This window comes from Acidovorax sp. KKS102, from assembly GCF_000302535.1.
Taxonomy (GTDB): domain Bacteria; phylum Pseudomonadota; class Gammaproteobacteria; order Burkholderiales; family Burkholderiaceae_C; genus Acidovorax.
Window position 1 is genome coordinate 4348135 of the sequence record NC_018708.1, and the last position, 25441, is coordinate 4373575.

At 66.0% G+C, this 25441-nt stretch carries 21 protein-coding genes; 10 read left to right on the forward strand and 11 right to left on the reverse strand.

Going from position 1 to position 25441, the window contains the following annotated elements; all coding sequences use genetic code 11:
• The first annotated feature begins 16 nt into the window (after positions 1-16).
• Together ruvC and C380_RS24110 are read left to right on the forward strand one after the other, a co-directional pair.
• Positions 17-565 carry a crossover junction endodeoxyribonuclease RuvC gene (gene ruvC / locus C380_RS19930; RefSeq protein WP_015015650.1) on the forward strand — a complete coding sequence of 183 codons (549 nt, stop codon included), beginning with the start codon at positions 17-19 and terminating at the stop codon, positions 563-565.
• 43 nt (positions 566-608) lie between these two features.
• Positions 609-1034: a hypothetical protein gene (locus tag C380_RS24110; RefSeq protein ID WP_015015651.1), complete on the forward strand. Its 426-nt coding sequence runs from the start codon at positions 609-611 to the stop codon at positions 1032-1034.
• A gap of 72 nt (positions 1035-1106) precedes the next feature.
• Here C380_RS24110 and C380_RS19940 read toward each other — a convergent pair whose 3' ends face one another.
• Complete coding sequence (locus C380_RS19940) at positions 1107-1592, reverse strand: CZB domain-containing protein (protein WP_015015652.1); 486 nt, start codon at positions 1590-1592, stop codon at positions 1107-1109.
• 204 nt (positions 1593-1796) lie between these two features.
• On the opposite strand from C380_RS19940, the gene C380_RS19945 reads away from it, so the two are divergent.
• Positions 1797-2825, forward strand: a complete 1029-nt coding sequence (locus C380_RS19945) for an LLM class flavin-dependent oxidoreductase (protein ID WP_015015653.1) — start codon at positions 1797-1799, stop codon at positions 2823-2825.
• Positions 2826-2847: 22 nt separating this feature from the next.
• On the opposite strand, the gene C380_RS19950 is transcribed toward C380_RS19945, so the two are convergent.
• Positions 2848-3597 (reverse strand): SDR family NAD(P)-dependent oxidoreductase, encoded by a 750-nt coding sequence (locus C380_RS19950; RefSeq protein ID WP_015015654.1) that lies wholly within the window; start codon positions 3595-3597, stop codon positions 2848-2850.
• A gap of 241 nt (positions 3598-3838) precedes the next feature.
• On the opposite strand from C380_RS19950, the gene gspF reads away from it, so the two are divergent.
• From gspF to C380_RS19965, 3 genes are all read left to right on the forward strand, one after another.
• Positions 3839-5071 carry a type II secretion system inner membrane protein GspF gene (gene gspF, locus C380_RS19955; RefSeq protein ID WP_015015655.1) on the forward strand — a complete coding sequence of 411 codons (1233 nt, stop codon included), beginning with the start codon at positions 3839-3841 and terminating at the stop codon, positions 5069-5071.
• Between the two features lie 270 nt (positions 5072-5341).
• Entirely contained in the window at positions 5342-6268 is a 927-nt protein-coding gene (locus tag C380_RS19960; protein WP_015015656.1) for a 5'-nucleotidase, read from the forward strand.
• A gap of 174 nt (positions 6269-6442) precedes the next feature.
• Positions 6443-6877 (forward strand): EF-hand domain-containing protein, encoded by a 435-nt coding sequence (locus C380_RS19965; RefSeq protein WP_043566931.1) that lies wholly within the window; start codon positions 6443-6445, stop codon positions 6875-6877.
• 283 nt (positions 6878-7160) lie between these two features.
• Here the strand turns inward: C380_RS19965 and C380_RS19970 are convergent, their stop codons facing one another.
• From C380_RS19970 to C380_RS19980, 3 genes are all read right to left on the reverse strand, one after another.
• Positions 7161-7592, reverse strand: a complete 432-nt coding sequence (locus C380_RS19970; protein WP_015015658.1) for a hypothetical protein — start codon at positions 7590-7592, stop codon at positions 7161-7163.
• 505 nt (positions 7593-8097) lie between these two features.
• Positions 8098-8595 carry a DUF1854 domain-containing protein gene (locus C380_RS19975; RefSeq protein ID WP_015015659.1) on the reverse strand — a complete coding sequence of 166 codons (498 nt, stop codon included), beginning with the start codon at positions 8593-8595 and terminating at the stop codon, positions 8098-8100.
• Between the two features lie 21 nt (positions 8596-8616).
• Positions 8617-10923, reverse strand: coding sequence for an ABC transporter ATP-binding protein (locus tag C380_RS19980; protein WP_015015660.1), 2307 nt, complete (start codon positions 10921-10923; stop codon positions 8617-8619).
• 237 nt (positions 10924-11160) lie between these two features.
• Between C380_RS19980 and cphA (C380_RS19985) the strand changes: the two genes are divergently transcribed.
• From cphA (C380_RS19985) to C380_RS19995, 3 genes are all read left to right on the forward strand, one after another.
• Positions 11161-13368 carry a cyanophycin synthetase gene (gene cphA / locus C380_RS19985; RefSeq protein ID WP_015015661.1) on the forward strand — a complete coding sequence of 736 codons (2208 nt, stop codon included), beginning with the start codon at positions 11161-11163 and terminating at the stop codon, positions 13366-13368.
• Between the two features lie 96 nt (positions 13369-13464).
• On the forward strand, positions 13465-16044 hold the full coding sequence (gene cphA, locus C380_RS19990; RefSeq protein WP_015015662.1) for a cyanophycin synthetase: 2580 nt from the start codon (positions 13465-13467) through the stop codon (positions 16042-16044).
• Complete coding sequence (locus C380_RS19995) at positions 16041-16547, forward strand: CreA family protein (RefSeq protein WP_015015663.1); 507 nt, start codon at positions 16041-16043, stop codon at positions 16545-16547. The genes cphA (C380_RS19990) and C380_RS19995 overlap by 4 nt, the downstream gene beginning before the upstream one ends.
• Positions 16548-16672: 125 nt before the next feature.
• On the opposite strand, the gene C380_RS20000 is transcribed toward C380_RS19995, so the two are convergent.
• From C380_RS20000 to C380_RS20015, 4 genes are all read right to left on the reverse strand, one after another.
• On the reverse strand, positions 16673-17320 hold the full coding sequence (locus C380_RS20000; RefSeq protein ID WP_015015664.1) for a DsbA family oxidoreductase: 648 nt from the start codon (positions 17318-17320) through the stop codon (positions 16673-16675).
• Positions 17321-17444: 124 nt separating this feature from the next.
• Entirely contained in the window at positions 17445-18245 is an 801-nt protein-coding gene (locus tag C380_RS20005) for an SDR family oxidoreductase (RefSeq protein WP_015015665.1), read from the reverse strand.
• Between the two features lie 42 nt (positions 18246-18287).
• Complete coding sequence (locus tag C380_RS20010) at positions 18288-19277, reverse strand: tripartite tricarboxylate transporter substrate binding protein (RefSeq protein ID WP_043566934.1); 990 nt, start codon at positions 19275-19277, stop codon at positions 18288-18290.
• Between the two features lie 131 nt (positions 19278-19408).
• Complete coding sequence (locus C380_RS20015; RefSeq protein WP_015015667.1) at positions 19409-20317, reverse strand: oxaloacetate decarboxylase; 909 nt, start codon at positions 20315-20317, stop codon at positions 19409-19411.
• 248 nt (positions 20318-20565) lie between these two features.
• Between C380_RS20015 and prpR the strand changes: the two genes are divergently transcribed.
• Positions 20566-22518 (forward strand): propionate catabolism operon regulatory protein PrpR, encoded by a 1953-nt coding sequence (prpR, locus tag C380_RS20020; RefSeq protein WP_043565678.1) that lies wholly within the window; start codon positions 20566-20568, stop codon positions 22516-22518.
• 114 nt (positions 22519-22632) lie between these two features.
• Here the strand turns inward: prpR and C380_RS20025 are convergent, their stop codons facing one another.
• Entirely contained in the window at positions 22633-24144 is a 1512-nt protein-coding gene (locus tag C380_RS20025; protein ID WP_015015669.1) for an AMP-binding protein, read from the reverse strand.
• A complete protein-coding gene (locus C380_RS20030) occupies positions 24141-25307 on the reverse strand; it encodes an acetyl-CoA acetyltransferase (RefSeq protein WP_043566939.1) in 1167 nt (388 codons plus the stop codon). Before C380_RS20030 ends, C380_RS20025 begins: the two co-directional genes overlap by 4 nt.
• Between the last annotated feature and the right edge of the window lie 134 nt (positions 25308-25441).

The following is a 25441-nucleotide window of genomic DNA, read 5'->3' on the forward strand; positions in this document are numbered from 1 at the left end:
ATAAAAACGAGAGCAAATGCGCATCCTTGGTATTGACCCCGGCCTGCAGACCACCGGCTTCGGCGTGGTGGACATGGACGGCCACCACCTCAGCTACGTGGCCAGCGGCACTATCCGCACCACCACGCTGGCGCTGGGCGACCTGCCCGGGCGCCTGAAGATCCTGTTCGACGGCATCACCGAAGTCGCAGCCCGCTACCAGCCCGATGTGGCCTCGGTCGAGATCGTGTTCGTCAATGTCAACCCCCAGTCCACGCTGCTGCTGGGGCAGGCACGCGGCGCCGCCATCACCGCCCTGGTGGCCAGCAACCTGCCCGTGGCCGAATACACCGCACTGCAGATGAAAAAAGCTGTGGTCGGCCACGGCCGCGCCGCCAAAAGCCAGGTGCAGGAAATGGTGCGGCGCCTGCTGCAGCTGCCAGGGCTGCCGGGCACGGACGCCGCCGACGGCCTGGGCATGGCCATCACCCACGCCCATGCCGGGTCCGCCATGGGCCGCCTGGGCGAAGCCGCCACGCTGAACCGGCGGCAGCATGCGATGTACAAGGATGGGCGGAGTTATTGAGCGACCGCCTGCATCCCCCCACAAAAACCACCTCAGCCCGGCCATGAGCGCCTCCGCCCCTCCGCCCACCCCAGCCGTGCTCTCCACGCCCGATGATCGGCCAGCATTCCTGTTCGTGAAAATCCCGCTCACCAGGCACGCCGTGGACCCGCTGCACCAGCGCGAAGACCGGATTGACCAGGCTCTGCGCGCCCGGGGAGTCGGCATGGTGATCGGCTGGGGCGACTCGCTGGGCGTGGCGCGCACGGATGGCAAGCGCATCGCGGAATTCATCCGCATCGACATCACCGCACCAGTACTGAACGACGCACTGGTAGCGCTGCACGCCTTGCTGCCCGAACTGGACGCACCCATGGGTACGCAGATTCACTACACGCTGGATGGACAACACCGCATGGATGTAGCCACCGAACTCGGGTGGCAATTGGCTGTGCCCCCGCCCGCCACGGAGCCGCCCGGCGGACGATAGGCGGTAGGCCACGGGCCGGGCCGCTAGAACGTGGTTACGCTCTGAGGGCGGCGTCTCCAGCATCTGCAGGGCTTACCGCCCCAGCCCGCGCTTGAGCTCCTTGAGCAGCAGCAGCACCTGGTTGGACGCGTGGCGGCAACTGCCATTGAGCAACTGTGCCGCCTTGGGCTGGTCGCCCGACTGGAAGGCCGTCACCACATCGGCCGCCTGCTGGTGAAAGTACTTGTGCCGCGCAACCAGCATGTCGAACGCGGGGTAATGCCCCAGGCGCACCCGGCCTGTGCCGTAGAGCCAGCGGCCCAGGTCGCAGCGGTCGTCCTGACAGATGCGCTCAGGCCGCATGACTTCGTCGGAGCGGCCGTTGACCATGTCCTGCAACTGCAGGCGCCAACGCTCGTGGCTGGCGATGGCGGCATCGATATCGATCTCGGTCATCAGCGTGGCCGCGTATTCAGCGTCCAGCACCAGTTCGCTGCCGTTGTCTTCCATGGCCCAGGTGGTCTCGGGGCTGGTGGGGTCCTGCTCCCGGATCTTGAACAAGCGGCTGAAAAAACCCATGCGTCATCCCTTTTGCACGACTGGTCCGCGCAGCGCAGGATGGCAGCCAGCGCGGAAATGTCTTGAAACATTCTGTGGTGCCTCCGCCGTTTTGGCTACCAAAAAATGACCCTCTGGTAAAAATCGGCGCAGGCAACCCTGCTGCCACTGCCAGCTCTACGCCCACCGCCTGCGCAAAAGCCGCGCGCGCCGGACAATCTGGGCATGACCTCTACTCCTCGCCGCCCTGCCCTGTCCATGCTTGATCTGGTGGCCGTCCGCGAAGGCGGCACCGTGGCCGATGCGCTGCAGATTGCGCTGCGCACCGCCCAGCATGCCGAAAAACTGGGCTTTGCCCGCTACTGGCTGGCCGAGCACCACAACATGGCGGGCATTGCCAGCTCCGCCACTGCTGTGCTGGTGGGCCACATTGCCGGTGGCACCTCGCGCATCCGCGTGGGGTCCGGCGGCGTGATGCTGCCCAACCATGCCCCGCTGGTGGTGGCCGAGGCCTTCGGCACGCTGGCCGAGCTGTACCCCGGCCGCATCGACCTGGGCCTGGGCCGCGCGCCCGGCACCGACCCCACCACCATGCGTGCGCTGCGCCGCAACCGGGTGGAGACCGAAGAAGACTTTCCGCGCGACGTGGCCGAGCTGCAGCGCCTGCTGGCCCCTGCCGAACCCGGCCAGCGCCTGATTGCCATGCCCGGCGCTGGCACCAATGTGCCGATCTGGCTGCTGGGCTCCAGCCTGTTTTCGGCCCAGCTGGCGGCCGAGCGGGGTCTGCCGTATGCCTTTGCCTCGCACTTTGCGCCGCGCATGCTGCACCAGGCGATCGACCTGTACCGCAATCTGTACCGCCCTTCCGCTGCCTGGCCCAAGCCCCATGTGGCCATTGGCGTGCCACTGATCGCGGCCCCGACGGACGAAGAGGCCGACTACCTGGCCAGCAGCACCTACCAGCGCGTGCTGGGCATCTTGACGGGCGACCGCCGACGCCTGCTGCCGCCCATCGAGGGCTACGCTGCGCGCCTGCAACCGCAGGAGCGGGCAGCAATTGGCGACTTTCTGGCTGCAGCCGTGATCGGTGGGCCGGACACAGTGCGTGCGGGGATGGCGCGCCTGATAGAGGCCACCGGCGCCGACGAGCTGATGCTGGTGAGCGACGTGTACGACCCGGCACTGCGTTTGCGCTCGCTGGACATCGCCGCCCAGGCGCACGCCACGCTGGGCCAGGCCGCCGTGGCGGCCTGAGCGCCCGTCGTTTGTTCGCGCTTCAGCGCGCCAGATAGCCCCCATCGACGGGGTAATACGCCCCGGTCACAAACGACGCCTTGCTGGACGCCAGCCAGGTCACCAATTCAGCCACCTCTTCGGGCTGGCCCAGGCGGCCGATGGGGTGGGCTCCGACCAGCATGGCGTTGATGCCGGCGTCCTGCTCCAGCCCGCTGATCATGGGCGTGTGGATAAACGCTGGGCCCACCGCATTGATGCGCACGCCGTGCGCGCTGTATTCGATGGCCGCCGCCTTGGTCAACCCCACCACGCCGTGCTTGGCCGCCGTGTAGGCGGGCGCCGTGGCAAAGCCCACCGAGCCCAGGATGGACGCCATGTTGATGATCGAGCCGCCACCGTTCTTCAGCATCGCGGCGATCTGGTACTTCATGCCGTAGAACACGCCCGACAGGTTGATGTTGATGACCTGCGCCCAGCCGTCCAGCGGGTAATCGGCTGTCGGTGCCTGTGGGCCACCAATGCCCGCGTTGTTGCAGGCCACGTCCAGGCGGCCGTAGTGGGCGACGGTGCGCTGTACCAGCGCATCGCAATCCTCGGGCTTGCCCACGTCGGCCGCCACAAAGATCGCGTCGCCCCCGGCGGAGCGCACCAGCGCGGCGGTTTCCTCGCCCGCCTGCACATTCACGTCCGACACCACCACCTTGGCACCTTCGCGCGCCCACACCAGCGCAATGGCGCGACCGATGCCCGACGATGCGCCCGTTACCAATGCCACCTTGTTCTTCAGCATGAAAGACCCCTTGTTCGTTCAAAACGCCTGCAACCCGATGCCACAGATCACTTTTCATTCTGCGCGCGCAATGCGTCAGCGCCTTGACCTGTGTCATGCCCCGGGCATGGAAGCTGGGTGGAGGCACTGGGCCTTGGGTAGCGGCTACCATCAGGGGCTGCCGGTCCTGCGACGGATGTTTGCCCGTTGCAGGACTGCGTGATTTCCACGCCCACGCCCCACCACCCACGCCCGCATTTGCATGCCTGCTTTTTCCTTTGAAGCCCTGGACGCCCAAGGCCAGACCCGCAAAGGCCTCCTGGAGGCCGACACCGCCAAGGCCGCGCGCAGCCTGCTGCGGGCCCAGGCGCTAGTGCCGCTGGCGGTGGAAATGGTGCAGACCGGCCAAACGCTGGACGGCCGGTCCGCAAGCCTGGGCCAGCGCCTCTTCACCCGGCCGGTGTTCAGCGCGACCGGGCTGGCCATCTGGACCCGGCAGATCGCCGGGCTGGTGTCGTCGGGCCTGCCGCTGGAGCGCGCGCTGACCGCGCTGTCCGAAGAAGCCGACGATGAACGCCAGCGCCACCTGGTCGCCGCGCTGCGCGCCGAGGTCAACGCGGGCGCCACCTTTGCCCGCGCGCTGTCGCAGCACCCGCGCGAGTTCTCTGACATCTATTGCGCCGTGATCGGCGCGGGCGAACACAGCGGCAACCTGGGCCTGGTGCTGGAGCGCCTGGCCGACGACCTGGAAGAGCGCCAGGCGCTCAAGGCCAAGCTGGTGGGCGCCGCGCTGTACCCGGCCATCGTGACCCTGGTGGCCATCGTGATCGTGCTGTTCCTGGTGGGCTATGTGGTGCCGCAGGTGGCCAGCGTGTTTGCAGGCACCAAGCGCGCGCTGCCGTTCCTGACGGTGGCCATGCTGGGCCTGAGCGCCTTTGTGCGCAGCTATGGCTGGGTGATGCTGATTGCTTCTATTTTGATAGCAATTGGGGCAAGATGGGCGCTCACCATCGGCCATATTCGCGAGAAATTCGATGCCGCCTGGCTCAATCTGCCCCTGGTGGGCAAGCTGGCGCGCGGCTACAACGCAGCGCGGTTCGCCGGCACGCTGGCCATGCTGGCGGGCGCCGGTGTGCCCATCCTGAAGGCCTTGCAGGCCGCCGCAGAAACACTGAACAACCGCGCGCTGCGTGCCGACGCGCTCGACGCGCTGGTGCTGGTGCGCGAAGGCGCTCCGCTGGCATCGGCCCTGGCGCAGAAAAAGCGCTTTCCGGGCCTGCTGTCGATGTTTGCACGCCTGGGCGAGCAGACCGGGCAACTGCCGGTGATGCTGCAGCGCGCAGCCCGCCAGCTCTCGGCCGAGGTGCAGCGCCGCGCCATGGCGCTGGCCACCATCCTGGAGCCGCTGCTCATCGTGGGCATGGGCCTGATCGTGATGCTCATCGTGCTGGCCGTGCTGCTGCCGATCATCCAACTCAACCAGTTTGTGAAGTAGAGCGTGTCATGCACTTTTACGCACCCGCGTCGGGCCCACAGGCTGGTGATCGCAAGGCGCGGCGCGCCGCCAAGGCAAGCGCCTTGGCAAGTGCTGCAACGCCGCGAGCACCTGCCTGTGGGCCCGACCCTATGGGAAAGCCGGAGAAAGGCCCGGCAACGTTGTTGCAGGCCGCTTGCGGTATTCATACCGCCACGCGACCTGCGCCTAGTTGCCGGGCCTTTCTCCGGCTTTCGCGGGCACGTAAAAGTGCATGACACGCTCTAACTTATGGCTGTAACTCTCGACGACAAGCTGGTAGTCGCGATTTCCTCGCGCGCGCTGTTCAATTTTGAGGAAGAGAACCGCGTCTTCGAGAAGGACAATGACCGCGCCTACGTGGACCTGCAGCGCCAGCGGCTCGACGTGCCTGCTGCGCCGGGCGTGGCGTTTTCGCTGGTGCGCAAGCTGCTCGCATTCAACACCTCCGAGCACCAGCGCGTGGAGGTGGTGCTGCTGTCGCGCAATGACCCGGTAAGCGGCATGCGCGTGTTCCGCTCATGCCATGCCCACGGGCTCCCCTCCATCCAGCGCGGTGTGTTCACGCAAGGGCGCGACCCGTTTCGCTACCTGCGGCCACTGGGCGCGCACCTGTTCCTGTCCGCCAACGAAGCCGATGTGCGCGAGGCCCTGCACCTGGGCTACCCCGCAGCGCGGGTGGTGACGGAGTCGGTGCAGGCCGGCGACTCCAACCCCAACGAAGTGCGGATTGCCTTTGACGGCGACGCGGTGCTGTTTTCCGATGAAGCCGAGCGCGTGTACCAGGCGGAAGGGCTGGCCGCCTTCCAGCAACACGAAACCGACAAGGCCGAGCAGCCCCTGCCCGACGGCCCGTTCAAACCCCTGCTGGCCGCCTTGCACCGTCTGCAGTCGGCAGGCGAGGCAGGTGGCACCGGCATGCGCATCCGCACCGCGCTCGTCACCGCCCGCAGCGCCCCCGCGCACGAGCGCGCCATCCGCACCCTGATGGACTGGAACATTGCGGTGGACGAGGCCATGTTTCTGGGCGGCCTGCCTAAGGGCGAGTTTCTGCGTGAATTCGAACCCGATTTCTTCTTTGACGACCAGACCGGTCACGTCACGTCGGCAGCGCGCCATGTGCCTGCGGGCCATGTGAACAGTGGCATCTCGAATCCGGTGCGGGTTGTGGGGAACTGACCGCCGGAGCCTCCCTTGCAAGCTTGCGGGCTCTGCCGCTCCATGCCCGGCCCTTGCGAAAAGATCTGCAAAGACTTGCAACGCCCGGTGAAAGCCTGCAAAGCCCTGGTTGCAAACCACCGCCCTCGCCCCTCATGTGCCACCATGGCCATTGAGACTTTGAAGGAGAACACTTTGCGCATTCGCAAATCCTGGGCGCCCCTGTGGCTGCAGAAGCCTATCCTCGCGACGGTAGCCCTGTTCGCAGCCTGTGCAGCCCTGGCACAAACACCCCCACCACCACCTGCCCATCGAGTGGAGACACACGCGGCCACAGAACCCGCAGCGGCGGTGAGCCCGGGCGAACTGAAGGCCCAGCGCGAATTCAAGATGCTGGACTTCAACGGAGACGGCAAGCTCAGCCGCTCCGAGGTGAAACTGTTCCCGCGTTTGGCGGCGGCCTTCGACGAGGCCGATACGGATGGTGATGGCTTTGTGTCGTATGCCGAAGTGCGCGCCTTTGCCGCAAAATACCGCGCCGAGCGCGATCGTCAGCGGGCAGCCGCACAAGCGGCAGCCACACCAGCATCCCCTATTGCGTCGCCCCCAGCACCGGAGGCCCGTCCCTGAGGAACGCGGGTTGCACTTTGCCGAGCGGCAAAACCCCAAAAATGAATCCAATTGACTTGGAGCGCTAGTGCAATATGCGCCGCCAGCTATCTACTTGATAGCAAAAATACCGGATGCACCGAGGCAGTACACATGGCTTCTGTGTGCACCGTAAACGGCGGCCACGGGATGCGCTACCTGTACGCCACAGATTGCCGCTGCACAGGGGCTTCGCCAAACTGCACCGGGCGCCATGACACGCAATGGGGCGCCTTCGCGGCGGCAGCCCGGCAGCGCCGGTGGCTCAAGCGCCGCCGGTGCGCTTGACCTTGGGGTCGGTGTAGGTCAGCGGCTCGTTCTTGGCCTGCTGGGCCAGACGCTCCTGCAAGGTCATCTTGTTGACGTCCTGAGCTACCTCTACCGCGCTGCCGCTGGCGCGCCACATGGACTGGATGAACTCCAGCAGCTGCTTGTAGATCGGCTCTTTGGGAGGCTCCGGCGGCTCCTCGACGGTTTCCTTCTTTTTTACCGCCGTCCAGTCCCGGTTCGGCGCCTCGGGCGCCGAGGGTTTGTCCGGCTCGCGCACGATCGCCCCCTCACCCAGCCGGTCCATAGACTCGACCGGGTTGGGAGCGTTGATGGGACGCACCGGAGGCGCACCCGAGGCGCCAGTGGAATACAAATCAGCGCCCTGAGGACGCCAGGACGGCGATCGATCGACAGGTGGCATTTGCATGACATTGGCCCGTAGTTGAACAAAAGTGTGGAGAGGGTCTTTCGGCCTCTTCGTACATCCATTACGGCAAAAAGAAGGGTGAATTTAGGTCTTTTTCACCGATTGGCCGAAATTTAGGGTTTTCCCTAGTAAAAATCCAGCCTTTGGGAACGGTTTAGCGCCTTCCAGGGGTAGCAATGGCGAGCAGAAGCCTTCCAAAGGGATGCCGAAGTACGCCGTGCACGTGCAAATGTCGCAGCACCACCACGTAGTCCTAAGAGGGAGAGAGCGCTGGCAGGGCGTGCATCACCCAGCGCAAGAGAGCGGGCAGGGGCAGGGATACGCAAGGGTCGGGTCGTTCCCTGGAAATCTCAGGAAATGCGCAAGAGGGCAGGCGCAGCCCCCTTCTAATTGCTCTTCAGAGCCTGCTCACGGTCGCGCAGTAGCGCACAGACAACTCACGGCGGCAGGACAGCTGCCTGGGCCTGGGCCATGGGCAGAGCCGGACTGACTCCGCCGCAAAAGGTCACAGAAAGCGTTCGAGCAGGCGGCGCGAATGCTTGTCCAGCGCCGTGGTGTCCTTCACACGGAACTGCAAACCGTCGCCCCCGGCGATGAGCAGCCGGGTGCGGCCACCCAGGCGGCGGATGTCCTCTTCGGCCTTGAGCACCAGGCGGGCGGGCCCCCGGTCGGTCTCCACATCCCAGGTGCTGGGCGTTGAAAAGCTAGAAACAGCGAGGATTTTCTGGATAGTGGGCACAAACTCGCGCACTTCAAGTTCTTCTTCAATGAGCTGCCGGGCGGCGCCCGTCACGGCCTCCAGCCGGGGAACCCAGAGCAGTTCATGGCCGTCGGCACCCACCAGAGAGAGCCCTTCGCCCGGCGCGGCGATGGGAAAAGCACGCACGGGGGTCACGCCCTCATGGGCCGTGCCGTCGGCCAGGGTCAGGACCAGGCGGCCGTGCGGGTTGCGCGTGAGCTGGAAGGCAGGGATAGACGACGATGGGGTCAGGGAAGCATTCATGGCAGGGTTGCTCACAGCGTCTCAGGGGTTGCCGGCGGGGTGGGCCGGGTGCAGCAGGCTGCTGTCGATGATCACGCCTGCGGCCTGCGCGTCTTCCTCGGCGCGGCGGGCCTGGGCTTCGTACAGCCGCCAGTAGGCGCCCTGTTTCTCCATCAGCTCGTCGTGTGGGCCCACTTCCACCACCTCGCCACGGTCCATCACCACCAGGCGGTCGGCCTTGCGCAGGGTGGACAGGCGGTGGGCAATGGCAATCGTGGTACGGCCTTGCACCAGGTTGTCGAGCGCCTTCTGGATTTCCTTTTCGGTCTCGGTGTCCACGGCCGAGGTGGCCTCGTCCAGGATCAAGATGCGTGGGTCGATCAGCAACGCACGCGCAATGCTGATGCGCTGGCGCTCGCCGCCCGACAGGCCCTGACCGCGCTCGCCCACCAGCGAGTCATAGCCGTGGGGCAGGCGCAGGATGAACTCGTGCGCATGGGCAGCGCGGGCGGCTGCCACGATTTCCTCGCGTGTCGCCTCGGGCTTGCCGTAGGCGATGTTCTCGGCAATGGTGCCGAAGAACAGGAAAGGCTCCTGCAGCACCAGGCCGATGTGGCGGCGGTAGTCGGCCACGGCAAAGCGGCGGATGTCGATGCCATCGACCTGGATGGAGCCGTCGCTCACGTCATAGAAGCGGCTGATCAGGTTGACCAGCGTGCTCTTGCCCGAGCCGCTGTGGCCCACCAGGCCGATCATCTCGCCGGGGCGGATGTCCAGATCCAGGCCTTTGATGACCGCACGGCTGCCGTAGCGGAAGCCCACGCCCTGCATGCTGATGGCGCCCTGCACCTTGTCCACCTGGACGGGCTGGGCAGGGTCGGGCACGTTACTCACGTGGTCCAGGATGTCAAAAATGCGCTTGGCGCCAGCGGCGGCCTTTTGCGTGACCGAGACGATGCGGCTCATCGAATCCAGACGCCCATAGAACCGCCCGATATAGGCGATGAACGCGGTGAGCACACCCACCGTGATCTGGTTGCGTGACACCAGCCAGATGCCGAACGCCCAGACCACCAGCAGCCCGATCTCAGTCAGCAGCGACACCGTGGGCGTGAACAGGCTCCAGGTCTTGTTGAGCTTGTCGTTCACTTCCAGATTGTGCTGGTTCGCGTCGCGGAAACGCTGGGCCTCGCGCTTTTCCTGCGCAAAGGCCTTCACCACGCGAATGCCGGGGATGGTGTCGGCCAGCACGTTGGTCACCTCGGACCACACGCGGTCGATCTTTTCGAAACCGGTGCGCAAGCGGTCGCGCACAGTGTGGATCATCCAGCCGATGAAGGGCAACGGCACCAGCGTAACGAGCGCCAGCCAGGGATTGATGGAGAACAAAATTGCCGCCGTCATCACGATCATCAGCACGTCGGTGATGAAGTCGAGCGCATGCAACGACAGGAACACGTTGATGCGGTCGGTTTCCGACCCGATGCGCGCCATGAGATCGCCCGTGCGCTTGCCACCAAAGTAGTCCAGCGACAGGCGCAGCAGATGCTCGTACGTGGTAGTGCGCAGGTCGGCGCCAATGCGCTCGGACACCAGCGCCAATATGTAAGTACGCGCCCAGGAGAGGCCCCAAGCCAGCAGGGCCGACAGCAGCAACCCCCCCAGGTACATCAGCACCAGCAAGGGGTCGATCTGCTTGCCGTTCTGGAACGGGATCAGGATGTCGTCCATCAGCGGGATGGTGAGGTACGGCGGCACCAGCGTGGCGGCGGTGGACGCCAGCGTCAGCGCAAACCCGGCGGCCAGCTGCTTGCGGTAGGGCCGGGCAAAACGCCACAGGCGCAGCAGCACCCAGGTAGAGGTTTGCGGCGGCTGGGCGCGGGCACAGGCCGGGCATTCTTCAGTGTCGGGCGGCAGGGGGGCATGGCAGGTGGGGCAGGCGGGCTCGTCGTCATCGGCGGAGACGTTGCCGGCACCCAGGGACAATTGCTGATCGAAACGCTGCACCAGGCGCAGCGCCTGCGGATGGTTCGCCAGCGTAAAACGCCACTGCGCCAGGCGCTCGGCCGGGTTGTGCAACTCCAGCGAGCCCACTCCACCGTGGTCATGCAGCTTGAGCGCCAGGCCCTCACCCAGAGGCCAGCTGCGCCATGTGGTGGTGCCTGGGTCGCAAGCCAGCAGCCGTTCGGACGTCACCACCACCCACCCTGCCGCAAAGCGCAGCGTGGCGCTCAGGTCAACCGGCAAAGCTGCCAACACGTTCTCTTTGGAAGCGAGCATGGCCCGCAAATCGGCCCCCACAGGGCCAGAAAAGACACCCGAGGCGTCCACAGAATGGTGATGTTGCATTTTTGGTTGGGTTTTCCGCCACCGGCTGCCTGCGGTGGCCGCTCTCGCGAAAGCAAGAATTCTCACCGATACTGCACGCCACGGTGCGACGGCATCCTCCTGTAACGTCTGTGAACGCCTTTTGGCTGACACTGCGCACAGTCGCTGGACTGGCGCACAATCATCGTCCACAAAATTCCCTCTCGTCCCCCTACCGCACAGCCCTTACCAAGGCCGGAACCACAACCGCTGCAATCCATGGCGAAACTCAACGACATCCAACTGCTTCGCATCAACTACCTGCGGGGCCCCAATATCTGGACCTACCGGCCGGTCCTGGAAGTCTGGCTGGACCTGGGCGAGCTGGAGGACTACCCCTCCAACACCATCCCCGGCTTCAATGACCGCCTGACGGCGTGGCTGCCCGCGCTGATCGAACACCACTGCGGCGTGGGCGAACGCGGCGGCTTCCTGCAACGCCTGCAGGAGGGCACCTGGTGCGGCCACGTGTTAGAGCACATCGTGATCGAGCTGCTCAACCTAGCGGGCATGCCCACCGGCTTTGGCCAGACGCGCAGTACCAGCCAGCGCGGCGTGTACCGCATGGTGTTCCGCGCCCGCGACGAGAGCGTGGCCCGCGTGGCACTGGCCCAGGGCCATGCGCTGATCATGGCGGCCATCAACGACCAGCCTTTTGATGTGCAAGCCGCCGTGGCCCGCGTGCGCACCGAGGTGGACGACCAGTACCTCGGCCCCAGCACCGCCTGCATCGTCACCGCCGCCACCGACCGGGGCATCCCCCACATCCGCCTGAACGACGGCAACCTGGTGCAGCTGGGCTATGGCGCCCGCCAGCGCCGCATCTGGACCGCCGAGACCGAATACACCAGCGCGATTGCCGAAGGCATCGCCAGCGACAAGGACCTGACCAAGAGCCTGCTCAAGTCCTGCGGCGTTCCCATTCCTGAAGGCCAGGTGGTCAACAGCCCCGAGGAAGCCTGGGAAGCCGCGCAAGACATCGGCCTGCCCGTGGTGGTCAAGCCCTCCGATGGGAACCACGGCCGGGGCGTGACGCTGGACCTGCGCAAGAAGGAAGACATCGAAGCGGCCTACCACGTGGCCTACCCCGAGGGCAGCGACGTGATGGTGGAGCGCTTCATCCCCGGCGACGAGCACCGCATCCTGGTGGTCGGCGGCAAGGTGGTCGCCGCCGCACGCGGCGAGGTGGTCAGCATCACCGGTAACGGCCGCAATACGGTCAAGGAACTCATCGACAGCCAGCTCAACTCCGACCCTCGCCGTGGCTATGAGGAAGAGTACCCGCTGGAGATCATCGACCTGGCCACCGACACCAAGGTACAGCTGGAACTCAAGCGCCAGGACCTGGACGCTGACTCGGTGCCCGCCGCTGGCCGCCAAGTGGTGGTGCAGCGCAACGGCAACGTGGCCGTGGACTGCACGGACGACGTGCACCCCGAGGTGGCCTACATCGCCCAACTCGCCGCCAAGGTGGTGGGCCTGGACATCGCCGGCATCGACATGGTGGCCCGCGACATCTCCAAGCCCCTGCACACGCAGGGTGGCGCGATTGTGGAAGTGAACGCAGGCCCCGGCCTGCTCATGCACTTGAAGCCTGCTGTGGGCGCGCCCCGCCCCGTGGGGCAGGCGATTGCCGAGCACCTGTTCCCCTCCGATGCCGATGACGAAGGCCCCGCGGGCCGCATCCCCTTGGTGGGCGTGGCAGGCACGCGCAACACCGCCACCATCTCGCGCGTGGTGGCCTGGCTGCTGCACCTGAGCGGCCACCACACTGGCCTGGCTTGCCGTGATGGACTCTTTCTGGACCGCCGCCTTGTGGAAGCCACCGACTGCGCCCACTGGGAAGCCGCACACCGCCTGCTGATGAACAAGATGGTGCAGGCCGCCGTGATCGAAAGCGACGCCCGCACCATCTTGCGCGACGGCCTGGCCTATGACCGCTGCCAGGTGGGCGTGGTGACCGACATGGACGGCGTGGAAACGCTGGCCGAGTTTGACGTGCACGAACAGGACCAGATGACCAAGGTCATGCGCACCCAGGTGGACGTGGTGCTGGCAGAAGGCGCTGCGGTGCTCAATGCGGCCATCCCCCAGGTGGCCGACCTGGCCCCTCTGTCGGACGGCGATGTGGTGCTGTATGCGCAGGACGGCACGCTGCCCGTGATTGCCGAGCACCGCGCCAAGGACAACGGCCGCGCGGTCTTCGTTAAGAACGGCCGCGTGGTCCTGGCCACGGGCAGTGCCGAGCATGTGCTTGGCGCCCTGTCCGACCTCACCTTTGGCCGCAACGCCGTAGTGCCCGATACCGACGCCCTGCTGGCCGCTATCGGCGCGGCCTGGGCGCTAGACATTGCCCCCGACCTGATCGGCGCAGGCATCAAGACCTTCGAGCCCGAGTTGGTCCCCACTGCCGCCCTGCGGTCTTGATGGCCCGCCGCGCGTTTGCCTTTTTGTTGTTTGACCTCACATCCCACGACTTGAACAGGGCCCCTGTGCCCTGATGGACCACTGAAAGAGACTTCCATGGATGTAACCCGCACCCGGGCCCTGCGCGGCCCCAACCTCTGGAGCCGCCACATGGCCATCGAGGCCGTGGTGACCTGCGCCGAGAACGAGCGCGCCGTGGGCCAGATGGCCGGATTCGAAGCCCGCCTGCGGGCCCTGTTCCCTGCCATCGGCGCGCTGCACCCGGAAACCGGTGGCGGCGACGTGTCGCTGGCCCACGTGCTGCAAACCGCCGCGCTGGCCCTGCAGGCGCAGGCCGGCTGCCCCGTGACCTTTGCGCGCACCACCGCCACCACCGATGCGGGCGTGTACCAGGTGGTCGTCGAATACAGCGAAGAAGCCGTGGGCCGCAAGGCGTTTGAATACGCACAACAGCTCGTCGAGGCCGCACTGGGCAACGGCAGCTTTGACGCAGACGCCGTGATCGCAGACCTGCGCGAGCTGGACGAGGACGAGCGCCTGGGCCCCAGCACCGGCTCCATCGTCGAAGCCGCCGTGGCCCGGGGCATTCCCTACCGCCGCCTCACACGCGGCAGCCTGGTGCAGTTTGGCTGGGGCTCCAAGCAGCGCCGCATCCAGGCGGCCGAGGTCGATTCGACCAGCGCAGTGGCTGAATCCATCGGCCAGGACAAGGACCTGACTAAGCGCCTGCTGCATGCGGCCGGTGTGCCCGTGCCCCTGGGCAAGCCCGTGGACAGCGTGGACGAAGCCTGGGAAGTCGCCCTCAAGGTCGGCCTGCCCGTGGTGGTCAAGCCGCAAGACGGCAACCAGGGCAAGGGCGTCACCGTCAACATCACCGACCGCGCACAGCTCGAAGAAGCCTACAAGAACGCCGCCGACTACGGCACCGTGATGGTCGAGCGCTTTTTGCCCGGCCACGACTTCCGTCTGCTGGTGGTGGGCGACCAGCTGGTGGCCGCCGCACGCCGCGAGCCGCCCCAGGTGCTGGGCGATGGCGAACACACCGTGCGCCAGCTGGTGGACGTGGTCAACCAGGACCCGCGCCGTGGCGAAGGCCACGCCACCTCGCTGACCAAGATCCGCCTGGATGACATTGCCGTGGCCCGCCTGGCCATGCAAGGCCTGACGCCCGAATCGGTGCCCGAAAAAGGCCAGCGCGTCATCCTGCGCAACAACGCCAACCTGTCCACCGGTGGCACTGCCACTGACGTGACCGACGACGTGCACCCCGAGGTCGCCGCCCGCGCCGTGGCCGCCGCCCAGATGGTGGGCCTGCACATCTGCGGCGTGGACATGGTGGCCGAGACCGTGCTGCGCCCGCTCGAAGAGCAAGGCGGCGGCTTTGTGGAAGTGAACGCCGCCCCCGGCCTGCGCATGCACCTGGCGCCCAGCTACGGCAAGCCCCGCAACGTGGGGGCTGCCATGGTGGACAAGCTGTTTGCCTACGGCGACGACGGCCGCATCCCCACCGTGGCCGTCACCGGCACCAACGGCAAGACCACCACCGCCCGCCTGATTGCGCACCTGTTCACCGCACAGGGCCTGCGCGTGGGCATGACCAACACCGACGGCGTGTACGTGAACGGCCGCCAGATCGACAGCGGCGACTGCAGCGGCCCCAAGAGCGCCCGCAACGTGCTGCTGCACCCCGAGGTGGACGCCGCCGTGTTCGAGACCGCACGGGGCGGCATCCTGCGCGAAGGCCTGGGCTTTGACCGCTGCCAGGTGGCCGTGGTCACCAACATCGGCGCGGGCGACCACCTGGGCCTGAACTACATCACCACGGTGGAAGACCTGGCCGTGCTCAAGCGCGTGATCGTGCAGAACGTGGCCCCCACGGGCTACGCCGTGCTCAACGCGGCCGACCCCATCGTGGCGGCCATGGCATCGTCGTGCCCCGGCAAGGTCATCTACTTTGCGAGCGACCGCCACCACCCCGTGATGGTCACGCACCGCGCCCAAGGCCACCGCACCGTGTATGTGGATGGCGACTCCATCGTGGCCTCGGAAGGCTCGTGGCGCGAGACCATCCACCTGCGTGACGTGCCCATCACGCGCAACGGCAAGATCGGCTTCCAGGTCGAGAACGTCATGGCCTCTGTGGCCGCAGCCTGGGGCGTGGGCATGCCCTGGCAGACTATCCGCCGGGGCCTGTCGGGCTTTGTGAACGACAGCGACAACGCCCCTGGCCGCTTCAACATCATGGACTACCGGGGTGCGACGGTGATCGCCGACTACGGCCACAACCCCGACGCCATGCGCGCGCTGGTGCAGGCCGTAGACGCCCTGCCCGGCAAGCGCCGCAGCGTGGTCATCAGCGGCGCGGGCGACCGGCGCGACGAAGACATCCGCGAGCAGACCGTGATTTTGGGCGCCGCGTTTGATGACGTGATCCTGTACCAGGACGCCGCCCAGCGTGGCCGCGCCGACGGCGAAGTGATGGCCCTGCTGCGCGAAGGCCTGGCGGGCGCCCCCCGCACCACGCATGTGGAAGAGATCCGTGGCGAGTTCATCGCCATCGACGCGGCGCTGGCCCGCCTGCAACCCGGCGACCTGTGCCTGGTGCTGGTGGACCAGGTGGAAGAAGCCCTGGCCCACTTGGCCCAGCGCTGCACCGAAGGCGAGACCACGGCATGACCGCCGCGCGCACGCTGGCAGCCGCAGCCGCTGTGGCCCTTGCTGCCCTCACCGCCCTTGCAGGCGGCGCAGCGCAGGCTGCAACTGCCGAAAAGATCGGCACCGTGGACACAGCCTTCCAGTGGATCGGCCGCGACCACGACATCATCGTCGAGGCCTATGACGACCCCGGCGTGCAGGGCGTGACCTGCTACGTGTCGCGCGCCCGCATCGGCGGCATCAAGGGCACCCTGGGCCTGGCCGAAGACCGCGCCGAGGCCTCCATTGCCTGCCGCCAGGTGGGGCCCATCAGTTTTCCCGAGCCGTTGAAAAAGCAGGAAGAAGTGTTCAGCGAACGCATGTCCATCCTGTTCAAGCGCCTGCGCATCGTGCGCATGGTGGACCCGGCCCGCAACACGCTGGTGTACCTCACCTACTCCGACAAGCTCATCGACGGCTCTCCGCAGAACAGCGTGACCGCAGTGCCGGTGGACCGCGCCACCGCCATCCCGCTGCGCAAGTGACGGGCCCACGCAGCTGCCCAGGCACAGCGCACACACAAAAAAAGGGGCCTTGGGCCCCTTTTTTTGATAAAAACCGCCGGTAGCGCTAGTGCAACATGCCCAAGCAGCTATCAAATAAATAGCAATCAACCCTGCGTGGCAATCTGCCGCAGTGCCTGCTCAAACACCTCCACCGGCTGCCCACCCTGGATCAGGTGGCGCTCGTTGATGATGATGGCAGGCACCGAATGGATGCCGTTTTGCAGATAGAACTGCTCGCGTTCGCGCACCTCGTCGGCGTAGCGGTCTGAGGCCAGCAGCGCACGCGCCTCGGCCGCATCCAGCCCCACTTCGCTCGCCACGCGCACCAGCACCTCGTGGTTGCTCGGGTCCTGCCCGTCGGTGAAATACGCCTTGAACAGCGCCTTCTTCAGCGCAGCCTGCACGCCCTTCTCTTCGGCCCAGTGCAGCAGGCGGTGTGCATCAAAGGTGTTGTAGATGCGGCTGCGCTTGTCCATGCTGAAGGTGAACCCGAGGGCCGCACCGCGCGCCGCAATGGCCTCGCGGTTCTTCTGGCTCTGCTCGGGCGTGGCGCCGTACTTTTCTTGCAGGTGCTCGCCAATGTCCTGGCCCTCTGGCCCCATCTGCGGATTCAGCTCGAACGGCTGAAAGTGCAGATCCAGCGCGACCTCGCCCTGAAGCCGGTCCGCTGCCTGCTCCAGCGCCTTGAGGCCGATGATGCACCAGGGGCAGGAGACATCGGAGACGAAATCGATTTTGAGGGTGGTGGTCATGGGTCAAGTCTGTGGATGGCAAGCCAGGATGGTAGGACGGGCTTCAAAACCGCGGAGGCCGCAGGCTTAATGAGCGCCTCCGGTAGCGATTGAAGCGCTGTCCAACCAGAGTGTGCCGCCAGTATCACACCACCATGGGCGTTGCTGCGCCGTCCATCGTCAGAACCACGCCCGTGACGTAGCTGGCACGCTCGGACGCCAAAAAGAGCACCACGTTGGCAACCTCCTCCGGCTGCGCCAGGCGACCCAGCGGCACCTTGCTCGTGGCCTGCGCAAGCGCTTCCTGCTCCGAGATGTTGTGCATGCGTGCCGTGGCGATCATCCCCGCCTGCAACCGCTCGGTGTGGGTGGCGCCCGGGTTGACGGCATTCACGCGCACGCCCTTCGGCCCATAGGCGGCCGCCATGCCCGCACTCATGAGCATCAGCGCCGCATTGGCGGCCCCGCCAGGCATATGGATGGGGCTGGCAACCTTTCCTCCGGCACCCACCACACTAACGATGGCTCCCCGGCCCCGCGCGCCCATCTTCTTGACCACCAGATCCACCATGTGGACGTACGTGAAGAATTTGGCGTTCATCGCGTCGTGCCAGGCCTGCGCGCTCAGCTCCTCGGGCGGGGTGCGCCGGGCAGCCCCTGCAGAGTTGACCAGCACATCGACGTCCCCGAAGGCGGCTTCAGCGTCGACCAGCGCTTTTGCGGCCGACTCGGGCTGCTGCAGGTCCGCAGCATGGACGCTGATGCGCCCAGCGCTGCCATGGACATCCGCCGATAACCGACCACGTGCGGCCTCCAGGTGTTCGGTGCTGCGGGATACCAGGCTGACGCGCGCCCCTTCGGCCAGAAACGCCGCCGCACAGGCATAACCAATGCCTTTGCTGCCCCCCGTGATGAGGACATGTTTGTCCTTCAGATTCAGATCCATGGATTTGCTCCGAGAAAGGTGAAGTGTGCAGGACCAGCCGCCTCATTCGATCGATATGCCAGCCGCCTTCACCACGGCACCATACCGGTCCAGGTCCCGCTTGATTTCATCGCGGTATTGCTCGGCAGTGCCAGGGGTCGGCTCGATGCCCATCACACGCAATTTCTCGCGCACGGCGGCATCGTTCAGCACCGCGTTCAGTTCAGTGTTGAGTCGCGTGATGACCGCCGCCGGCGTACCCACCGGTGCCAGCAGCCCCACCCAGGAGTTGACGACAAAGTCTGGCACACCGCTCTCGACAAACGTGGGCACATCGGGCAACGCGCTGGTGCGCTGCGCACTCGACACCGCAATGGCCTTGAGCTTGCCGGACTTGATGTGCCCATGCGCACCCGCCACCGCCGTGTACACCAGGGGAATCGTGCCTCCCAGCACATCGGTCATGGCTTGGCCGCCACCTTTGTAGGGCACATGGGTCAGGTTGGCACCGGTCCGGATCTTGAGCAGTTCACCGGCAATATGGGGGGTGCCTCCCGTCCCCGAGGTGCCAAATGAGAGGCCTCCCGGCTGGGCCTTCGACAAGGCAATCACATCGGCCAGGCCCTTGACCGGCACGCCAGGGTTTGCCACCAGCACCAGGGTCGCATCCCCAATCTTGCCGACCGGCGCGAAGTCTTTGGCCGTATCAAAAGGCAGTTTGGAGAACACATGCGGGTTGATCACCATGGTGCCGTCAAAACCCAGTACCAGTGTGTAGCCGTCTGCCGGCGCCGATTTGGCCAGCGCGGTGCCAATGTTTCCGGAGGCCCCCGGCTTGTTGTCCACCACAATCTGCTGGCCAAGGCGCTTGCCCAGACTTTCTGCGATCAGACGCCCGCTGGTGTCGGTAACGCCCCCGGGCGTGAAAGGAACAATCAGCCGAAGGGGTTTGCTGGGCCACACGTCCTGCGCGTGCGTGGCCTTGGGCATACCGGCCACCGCGCCCAGGCACAGCAGGGCTGACAGGGCCAGCAGCTTGCGCCGACGCTGCATGGCGGACGCAAGCGGCACATGGCTGTGTTGGATAAAAAATGGATGGGGCTTCATGTTTGTCTCCTTCGTGTTGTGCTTCGGGGTCGTCTTGTCGAGGCGTGAAAGGCTTCAGCCGACGTGTGCTTCGCAAGTCAGGGTGTCTCGGCGTACTGGCGTTCAAACGCCCAGACATCCTCGAAACCCATGAGCTGCGTCAATTCCGCAAAGGGCATCAAGCCAGCGTCGCTGTTCACCGACGAGCCCGTGCGCCGAAACTGCGCATACACCGTCTTCATGGCCTGGGTAGCGGCCAGCAAGGCAGTCACCGGAAAGATGGCGAGCTTGTAGCCAATAGACTCCAGCTCGCTGTGCGACAGCACAGGCGTCCGCCCGCCCTCCACCATGTTGGCCAGCAGGGGCTTGTCCACGGTTTGGCCGATCTTTCGCATCTCCTCCTCGCTCTCGGGCGACTCGACAAAAAGGATGTCCGCGCCAGCGCGGGCGTATGCCTCTGCCCGGCGCAGGGCTTCATCGAGACCGAGGGTGGTGCGGGCGTCCGTGCGCGCAATGACCAGGAAATCGGACGAAAGGCGGCTGTCGACAGCGACGCGAATCTTGCGCACCATGTCTTCCATCGGGATCACCCGGCGGCCGGGGGTGTGACCACATTTCTTGGGGTATTCCTGGTCCTCCAACTGGATGGCTTGCGCGCCGGCAGCCTCGTAGCCCTGCACCGTGTGGCGCACGTTGAGCAAACCGCCATAGCCCGTATCGCCGTCCGCAATCAACGGGGAGCGGGCCATGCCTGCCATGGCCTTCACCCGCCCCACCATGTCCGAATACGTGGCCAGCCCGGCATCTGGCAAGCCCAGGTGCGAGGCCACGGTGCCAAAGCCCGTCATGTACAAGGCATCAAATCCGAAGGTGTCGGCCAGCCGCAGCGACACCATGTCGTACACCCCGGGGGCGATCACCAGCCCGGGCTGGGTCAGGCGCTGGCGCAAAGAGATGGGAGCGGGCATGGAGGGCTTGGAAGAAGGAGCAGATTCAGACATGGTCATGGAGTGATGTTGCAAACAGGGTGGTATGAAGGCAGCTACTGCACAGTACGTGCCAGCCCGCCCACCTGCCGTAAGGCATTGATTTGATTGGCCATGCCCGCAGCAAGGTCGTACAGCAGCGGCGTGCATGTTTCACCATTCGCCCCAATGTTTCATATTTGTGTTTCACTCAAGCAAGAATGAAACGCAACGACCTGTCGTTGAAACGCTTGCACAGCCAACGCATCGTCCGCACAACCGTCCGCCCTATGCCAACCCCCGTCACCCCACTTGCCAGTCGCCCTCGCCTTTGCTTCATGAGCTATCGCCAGATCCGGCTGATGGCCATGCCCATCGTGGCGGGATACCGGGACAGAGCGGATATCGAGGTGATCGATGGCAGCTTTGAGGTGGCGCTGGAGCTGGCCCGCCAGCGCCTGGACAGCGGGCTGGTCGATGTCTTTGTCAGCGCGGGGTCCAACGCCAGCCTGCTGCGGCGCGGGATCAGCGCCCCAGTGGCTACCATCCAGTTGAGTGGCTTTGACATCCTGCAGGCGCTCATCAAGGCAAGGGCAACGGCCGACCGCGTGGGCATCGTGATGTACGGCCACACCCTCCCGGAACTGGAATCCGTCAAGGGACTGCTAAACATCGACATCCACCAGTACGCCTACCAGACGCCCGACTCTGCCCGCGATTGCATCCGCCAGTTGCACAGCGATGGAATCCGTGTGGTCGTGGGCTCTAGTCTGGTGGTGGAACTGGCAGAAAACGCAGGCTTGGTCGGGTTGCTGGCGTATTCGCATGCCAGCATCCGCCAGGGCTTTGAAGACGCTCTGGAGTTGGCGCGGGTGGCGCAGCTGGAGGCCGGTCGATACGAACAGCTCAACACGGTGCTGCACACGCTGCAAGAGGCAGTCCTGGCGGTGAATCAGTCCGAGCAGATCATTGCCATCAACCCGGCGATGCAACGCATTTTGGGCCTGGTGCGTGCGCCGCGCCTGGGTGAACCGCTGGCGTCCGTCACCACCGATCTGTCGCTGCGCGAGACACTGGAAGGCGGCCAGCCCGAACATGGCGCGGTGCTGCGCCTGCAAGGCCGCGACTGGATTGCCAATCGCACGCCCATTTACGAAGGCGGCCACACCACGGGCGCGGCGCTGACCTTGTACGACGCGCGCACCATCCACGAGGCAGACAACCGCCTGCGCATTCAGCACCGCCGCAGCGACCACGCCGCGCGCCACCGCTTTGAAAGCCTGGCGGGGCAAGCCCCGGCGTTTTTGCAAGCCATCGCCAGAGCCCGCCGTTATGCCGCCACCGACTTCAGCGTTCTGATCACCGGCGAGAGCGGTACCGGCAAAGAACTCTTTGCGCAGGCCATGCACAACGCGAGCCAGAGGGCGCGCCGCCCCTTTGTCGCCATCAACTGCGCCGCGTTCCCGGAAACGCTGCTCGAAAGCGAACTGTTCGGCCATGAGGAAGGTGCGTTCACCGGTGCGCGCCGCGGCGGCAAGCGCGGGCTGTTTGAAGCAGCCCACACGGGAACCTTGTTTCTGGACGAAATCGGCGACATGCCACTCACGCTGCAAACCCGCTTGCTGCGCGTCTTGCAGGAGCGGCGCATCACCCGCTTGGGGTCCGTCACGTCCATCCCGGTCGATGTGCGCGTGATAGCGGCAACCCACCAGCCACTGCTGCAGATGGTGAACGCGCGCCAATTCCGCCAGGACCTGTACTACCGGCTCAATACCCTCACGCTGGCATTGCCTGCGCTGCGGGATCGCAAGGGCGACGTCCAAGTCCTGGCCGCGCGTTTGCTGGCCCACAGTCTGAGCCGGGTCGGCGTGTCCGGTGTCACCGCCGCTGAAGTGTTGGCCCAATGGGGAGGTGCCATGGAACAGCATCCCTGGCCCGGCAATGTGCGCGAGTTGGAAAACCTGTGCGACCGCATCACCGTATGGCTGTCTCAGTACCGCCGCAGCGACAGCGTGGAGTGGGGCGGGCTGCGAGACGAATGCCCGGAACTCTTTGCGGCGACGCCAGACATCGAACAAAACCCTGGTGCCCCAACCGCCACAGAGCACCCGCCAGAAAACCCCGATCGGCACACACGGGCCCTGGCAGCGCTGGAGCGCCATGGCGGACGCACCGGCGCAGCCGCTGCAGAGCTGGGGGTCAGCAGGTCCACGTTCTGGCGCTGGTGTCGAAAGCCGGTTTGAAAAGCGTACGAACTTGCGCAGGCAACTGTCCACAAACAACCCGCCGACGAAGGCCAGGCGCGATGGCGGGCCGTCACAACGCGCTGCTGTCCTTTGCGCCGCACCGCCTCAGGACTACCCCTTGCTCCGCAACTCCGTCTTCAACACCTTCCCATAGGCATTCTTCGGCAGCGCCTCCACCCACCGGTATTCCTTGGGACGCTTGAACCGCGCAATGTGCTCCAGGCACAGTGCATCCAGCTCTGCCCCGGGCACTGCACCGCCCTCCCCAGCGACCAGGAAGGCCACCACCACCTCGCCCCATTCCGCATCGCGCTGGCCCACCACGGCCACCTCGCGCACCCGGGGATGGAGCAGCAGCACCTCTTCCACTTCGCGCGGGTAGATGTTGCTGCCGCCGGAGATGATCACGTCCTTGGACCGGTCCTTGAGGGTGAGAAAGCCATCGGCATCCAGCGCGCCCATGTCGCCGGTGTAGAGCCAGCCCTCGCGCAGGGTCTGCGCCGTGGCGTTGGGGTTATTCCAGTAGCCGGGCATCACGGTGTCGCCGCGCACCACCACCTCGCCGGTCTCACCAGTAGGCACAGGCTGGCCTGCGGCATCGACCACGCGCACCTCCACCAGCGACTGCGCCACGCCCACCGACACCATGCGTTCGGCCCAACGAGGGTGGTCGCGGTCGGCCAGCTGGGCGCGCGACAGGGCGGTGATGGTCATTGGGCTTTCGCCCTGGCCGTAGATCTGTGCAAAGCGGTTACCCATCACGGCCAGGGCGTTGCGCAGGTCGTCGGCGTACATGGGGCCGCCGCCGTAGACGATGGTCTTGAAGCCCGACACATCGGCGCCCGTGGCGCGCACATGGTCCACCAGGCGGTGCACCATGGTGGGTGCGGCAAACAGCGTGAGCTGGCCCACGCTGGCCGCCAACTGCACCAGCTCGGCAGGCTCGAACCCTCCCGACAGCGGCACCACATGCCGTTCGCCACGCAACACCTGGGCGTAGTTGTAGAGCCCTGCGCCGTGCGACATGGGTGCGGCGTAGACCATGGCGTCGCCGGGCAGGATGTCGTCCACATCGGTGAAGTAACAGGCCGTCATGGCCAGCAGGTTGCGGTGGGTCTGCATCACGCCCTTGGGGCGGCCGGTGGTGCCCGAGGTGTAGAACAGCGAGGCCACGTCGTGCGGCGCGCGGTCGCACACATCCATGGGAGTGTGGGTAACTGCGGCGCGGTATGCGTCGGAGCCAAAGACCAGCACCGCGTCCTGCAGCGCCCCGGCCTCGTGCACGGCGGGGGCCAGCGCTTCAGAGGTCAACACCATGCGCGCGCCCGAGTCGGCCAGCACGTAGGCGAGTTCTTTGGCATGCAGCTTGTAGTTGACCGGCACCGACACAGCGCCCGCCCACAGGATGGCGTGCAATGCCTCCAGGTATTCGGGCGCATTGGCGGCGTAGATGGCCACGCGGTCGCCCGGGGCCACGCCGCAGCGTGTACGCAGGTGGGCGGCCAGCGCAGCGGTGCGGGCGGCCAGCGTGCCATAGGTCCACAACACCTGGTCGCCATGCAGCAGCGCGGGCCGGTGGGCGTGCAGCAAGGCGCTGCGGCGCAGCAGGTGGGCAATGTTCATCGGGCGCGCTCCAGAATGCTCACGTAGTTGGCCACGGCCGATCCGCCCATGTTGAACACGCCCGCTAGCGTGGCCCCAGGCACCTGCAGGTCGCCCGCCTCGCCCATGAGCTGCATGGCCGACACCACATGCATCGACACGCCCGTGGCTCCAATCGGGTGGCCCTTGGCCTTGAGCCCGCCCGACGCGTTGACGGGCAAGCGGCCACTGCGCAGCACGGTGCCGTCTTCGAGCAGGCGGTGGCCCTGGCCTGCGGGCGCCAGGCCCATGGCCTCGTACGTGAGCAGCTCGGCAATGGTGAAGCAGTCGTGCACCTCGGCCAGCGACAGGTCATGCACCGCGCACCCGGCCTGCTGCAGCGCCTGCTGCCAGGCACGCCGGGGGCCTTCAAAGTCCACCACACGGCGGCGCGCCATGGGCAGGAGGTCGTTGACCTGCACCCGCGCCCGCAGTCGCACGGCGCGGGGGAAATCGGCCACCGCATCATCGGCCGCCAGGATGATGGCTGCGGCACCGTCGGACACCAGAGAGCAGTCCGTCTTGCGCAGGGGCGCGGCAATCATCGGGTTGCGGTCGGACACGGTGTTGCAGAACTCAAAGCCCAGGTCCTTGCGCATGTGGGCCCAGGGGTTGAGCGCGCCGTTGGCGTGGTTCTTGGCGGCGATGCGCGCCAGGGTGGCCGAATGGTCGCCATGCGCGGCAAAGTAGTCCTGCGCGATGGAGGCAAAAATGCCCGGGAAGCCACCGGGCGGACTGCCCGCCTCGCCGGAGTAGCCGCAGTCGCCCAGGATGCGCGTGGTCTCGGCGCCGGAGACAGCGGTCATCTTTTCGGCGCCGATGACGAGGGCGACCCGGGCGCGGCCGGCTTCGATCGCATCACACGCGGCATAGAGGGCGGCCGAGCCCGACGCGCAAGCATTCTCCAGCCGCGTGGCGGGCTTCCAGCGCAGGGCGTCGTCGCACTGCAGGGCCAGCGACGAGGCAAACACATCGGGCGTGAAGCCGCCATTGAGGTTGCCCAGCCACACGCCATCCACCACCGTGCCGTCAATGCCCGCGTGCTGCAGGGCCTCGCGGCCCGCGCGGGTGATGAGGTCTTCCAGCCCCATGCCGTCCAGCCGGCCAAACGGCAAATGCGCCCAACCCACCATCGCTGCACCCATGTTCATCCTCCATTGATGTGCGCCACGACGGCGCGATGGCAGCACTGTAGGCAAGCCACGGCTGTCCGCACAGTCGCCGAACTACCCAAGGGAAAACCCGAAGCGCTGGCGCCATGCGGTGCCCGCGCTATCAA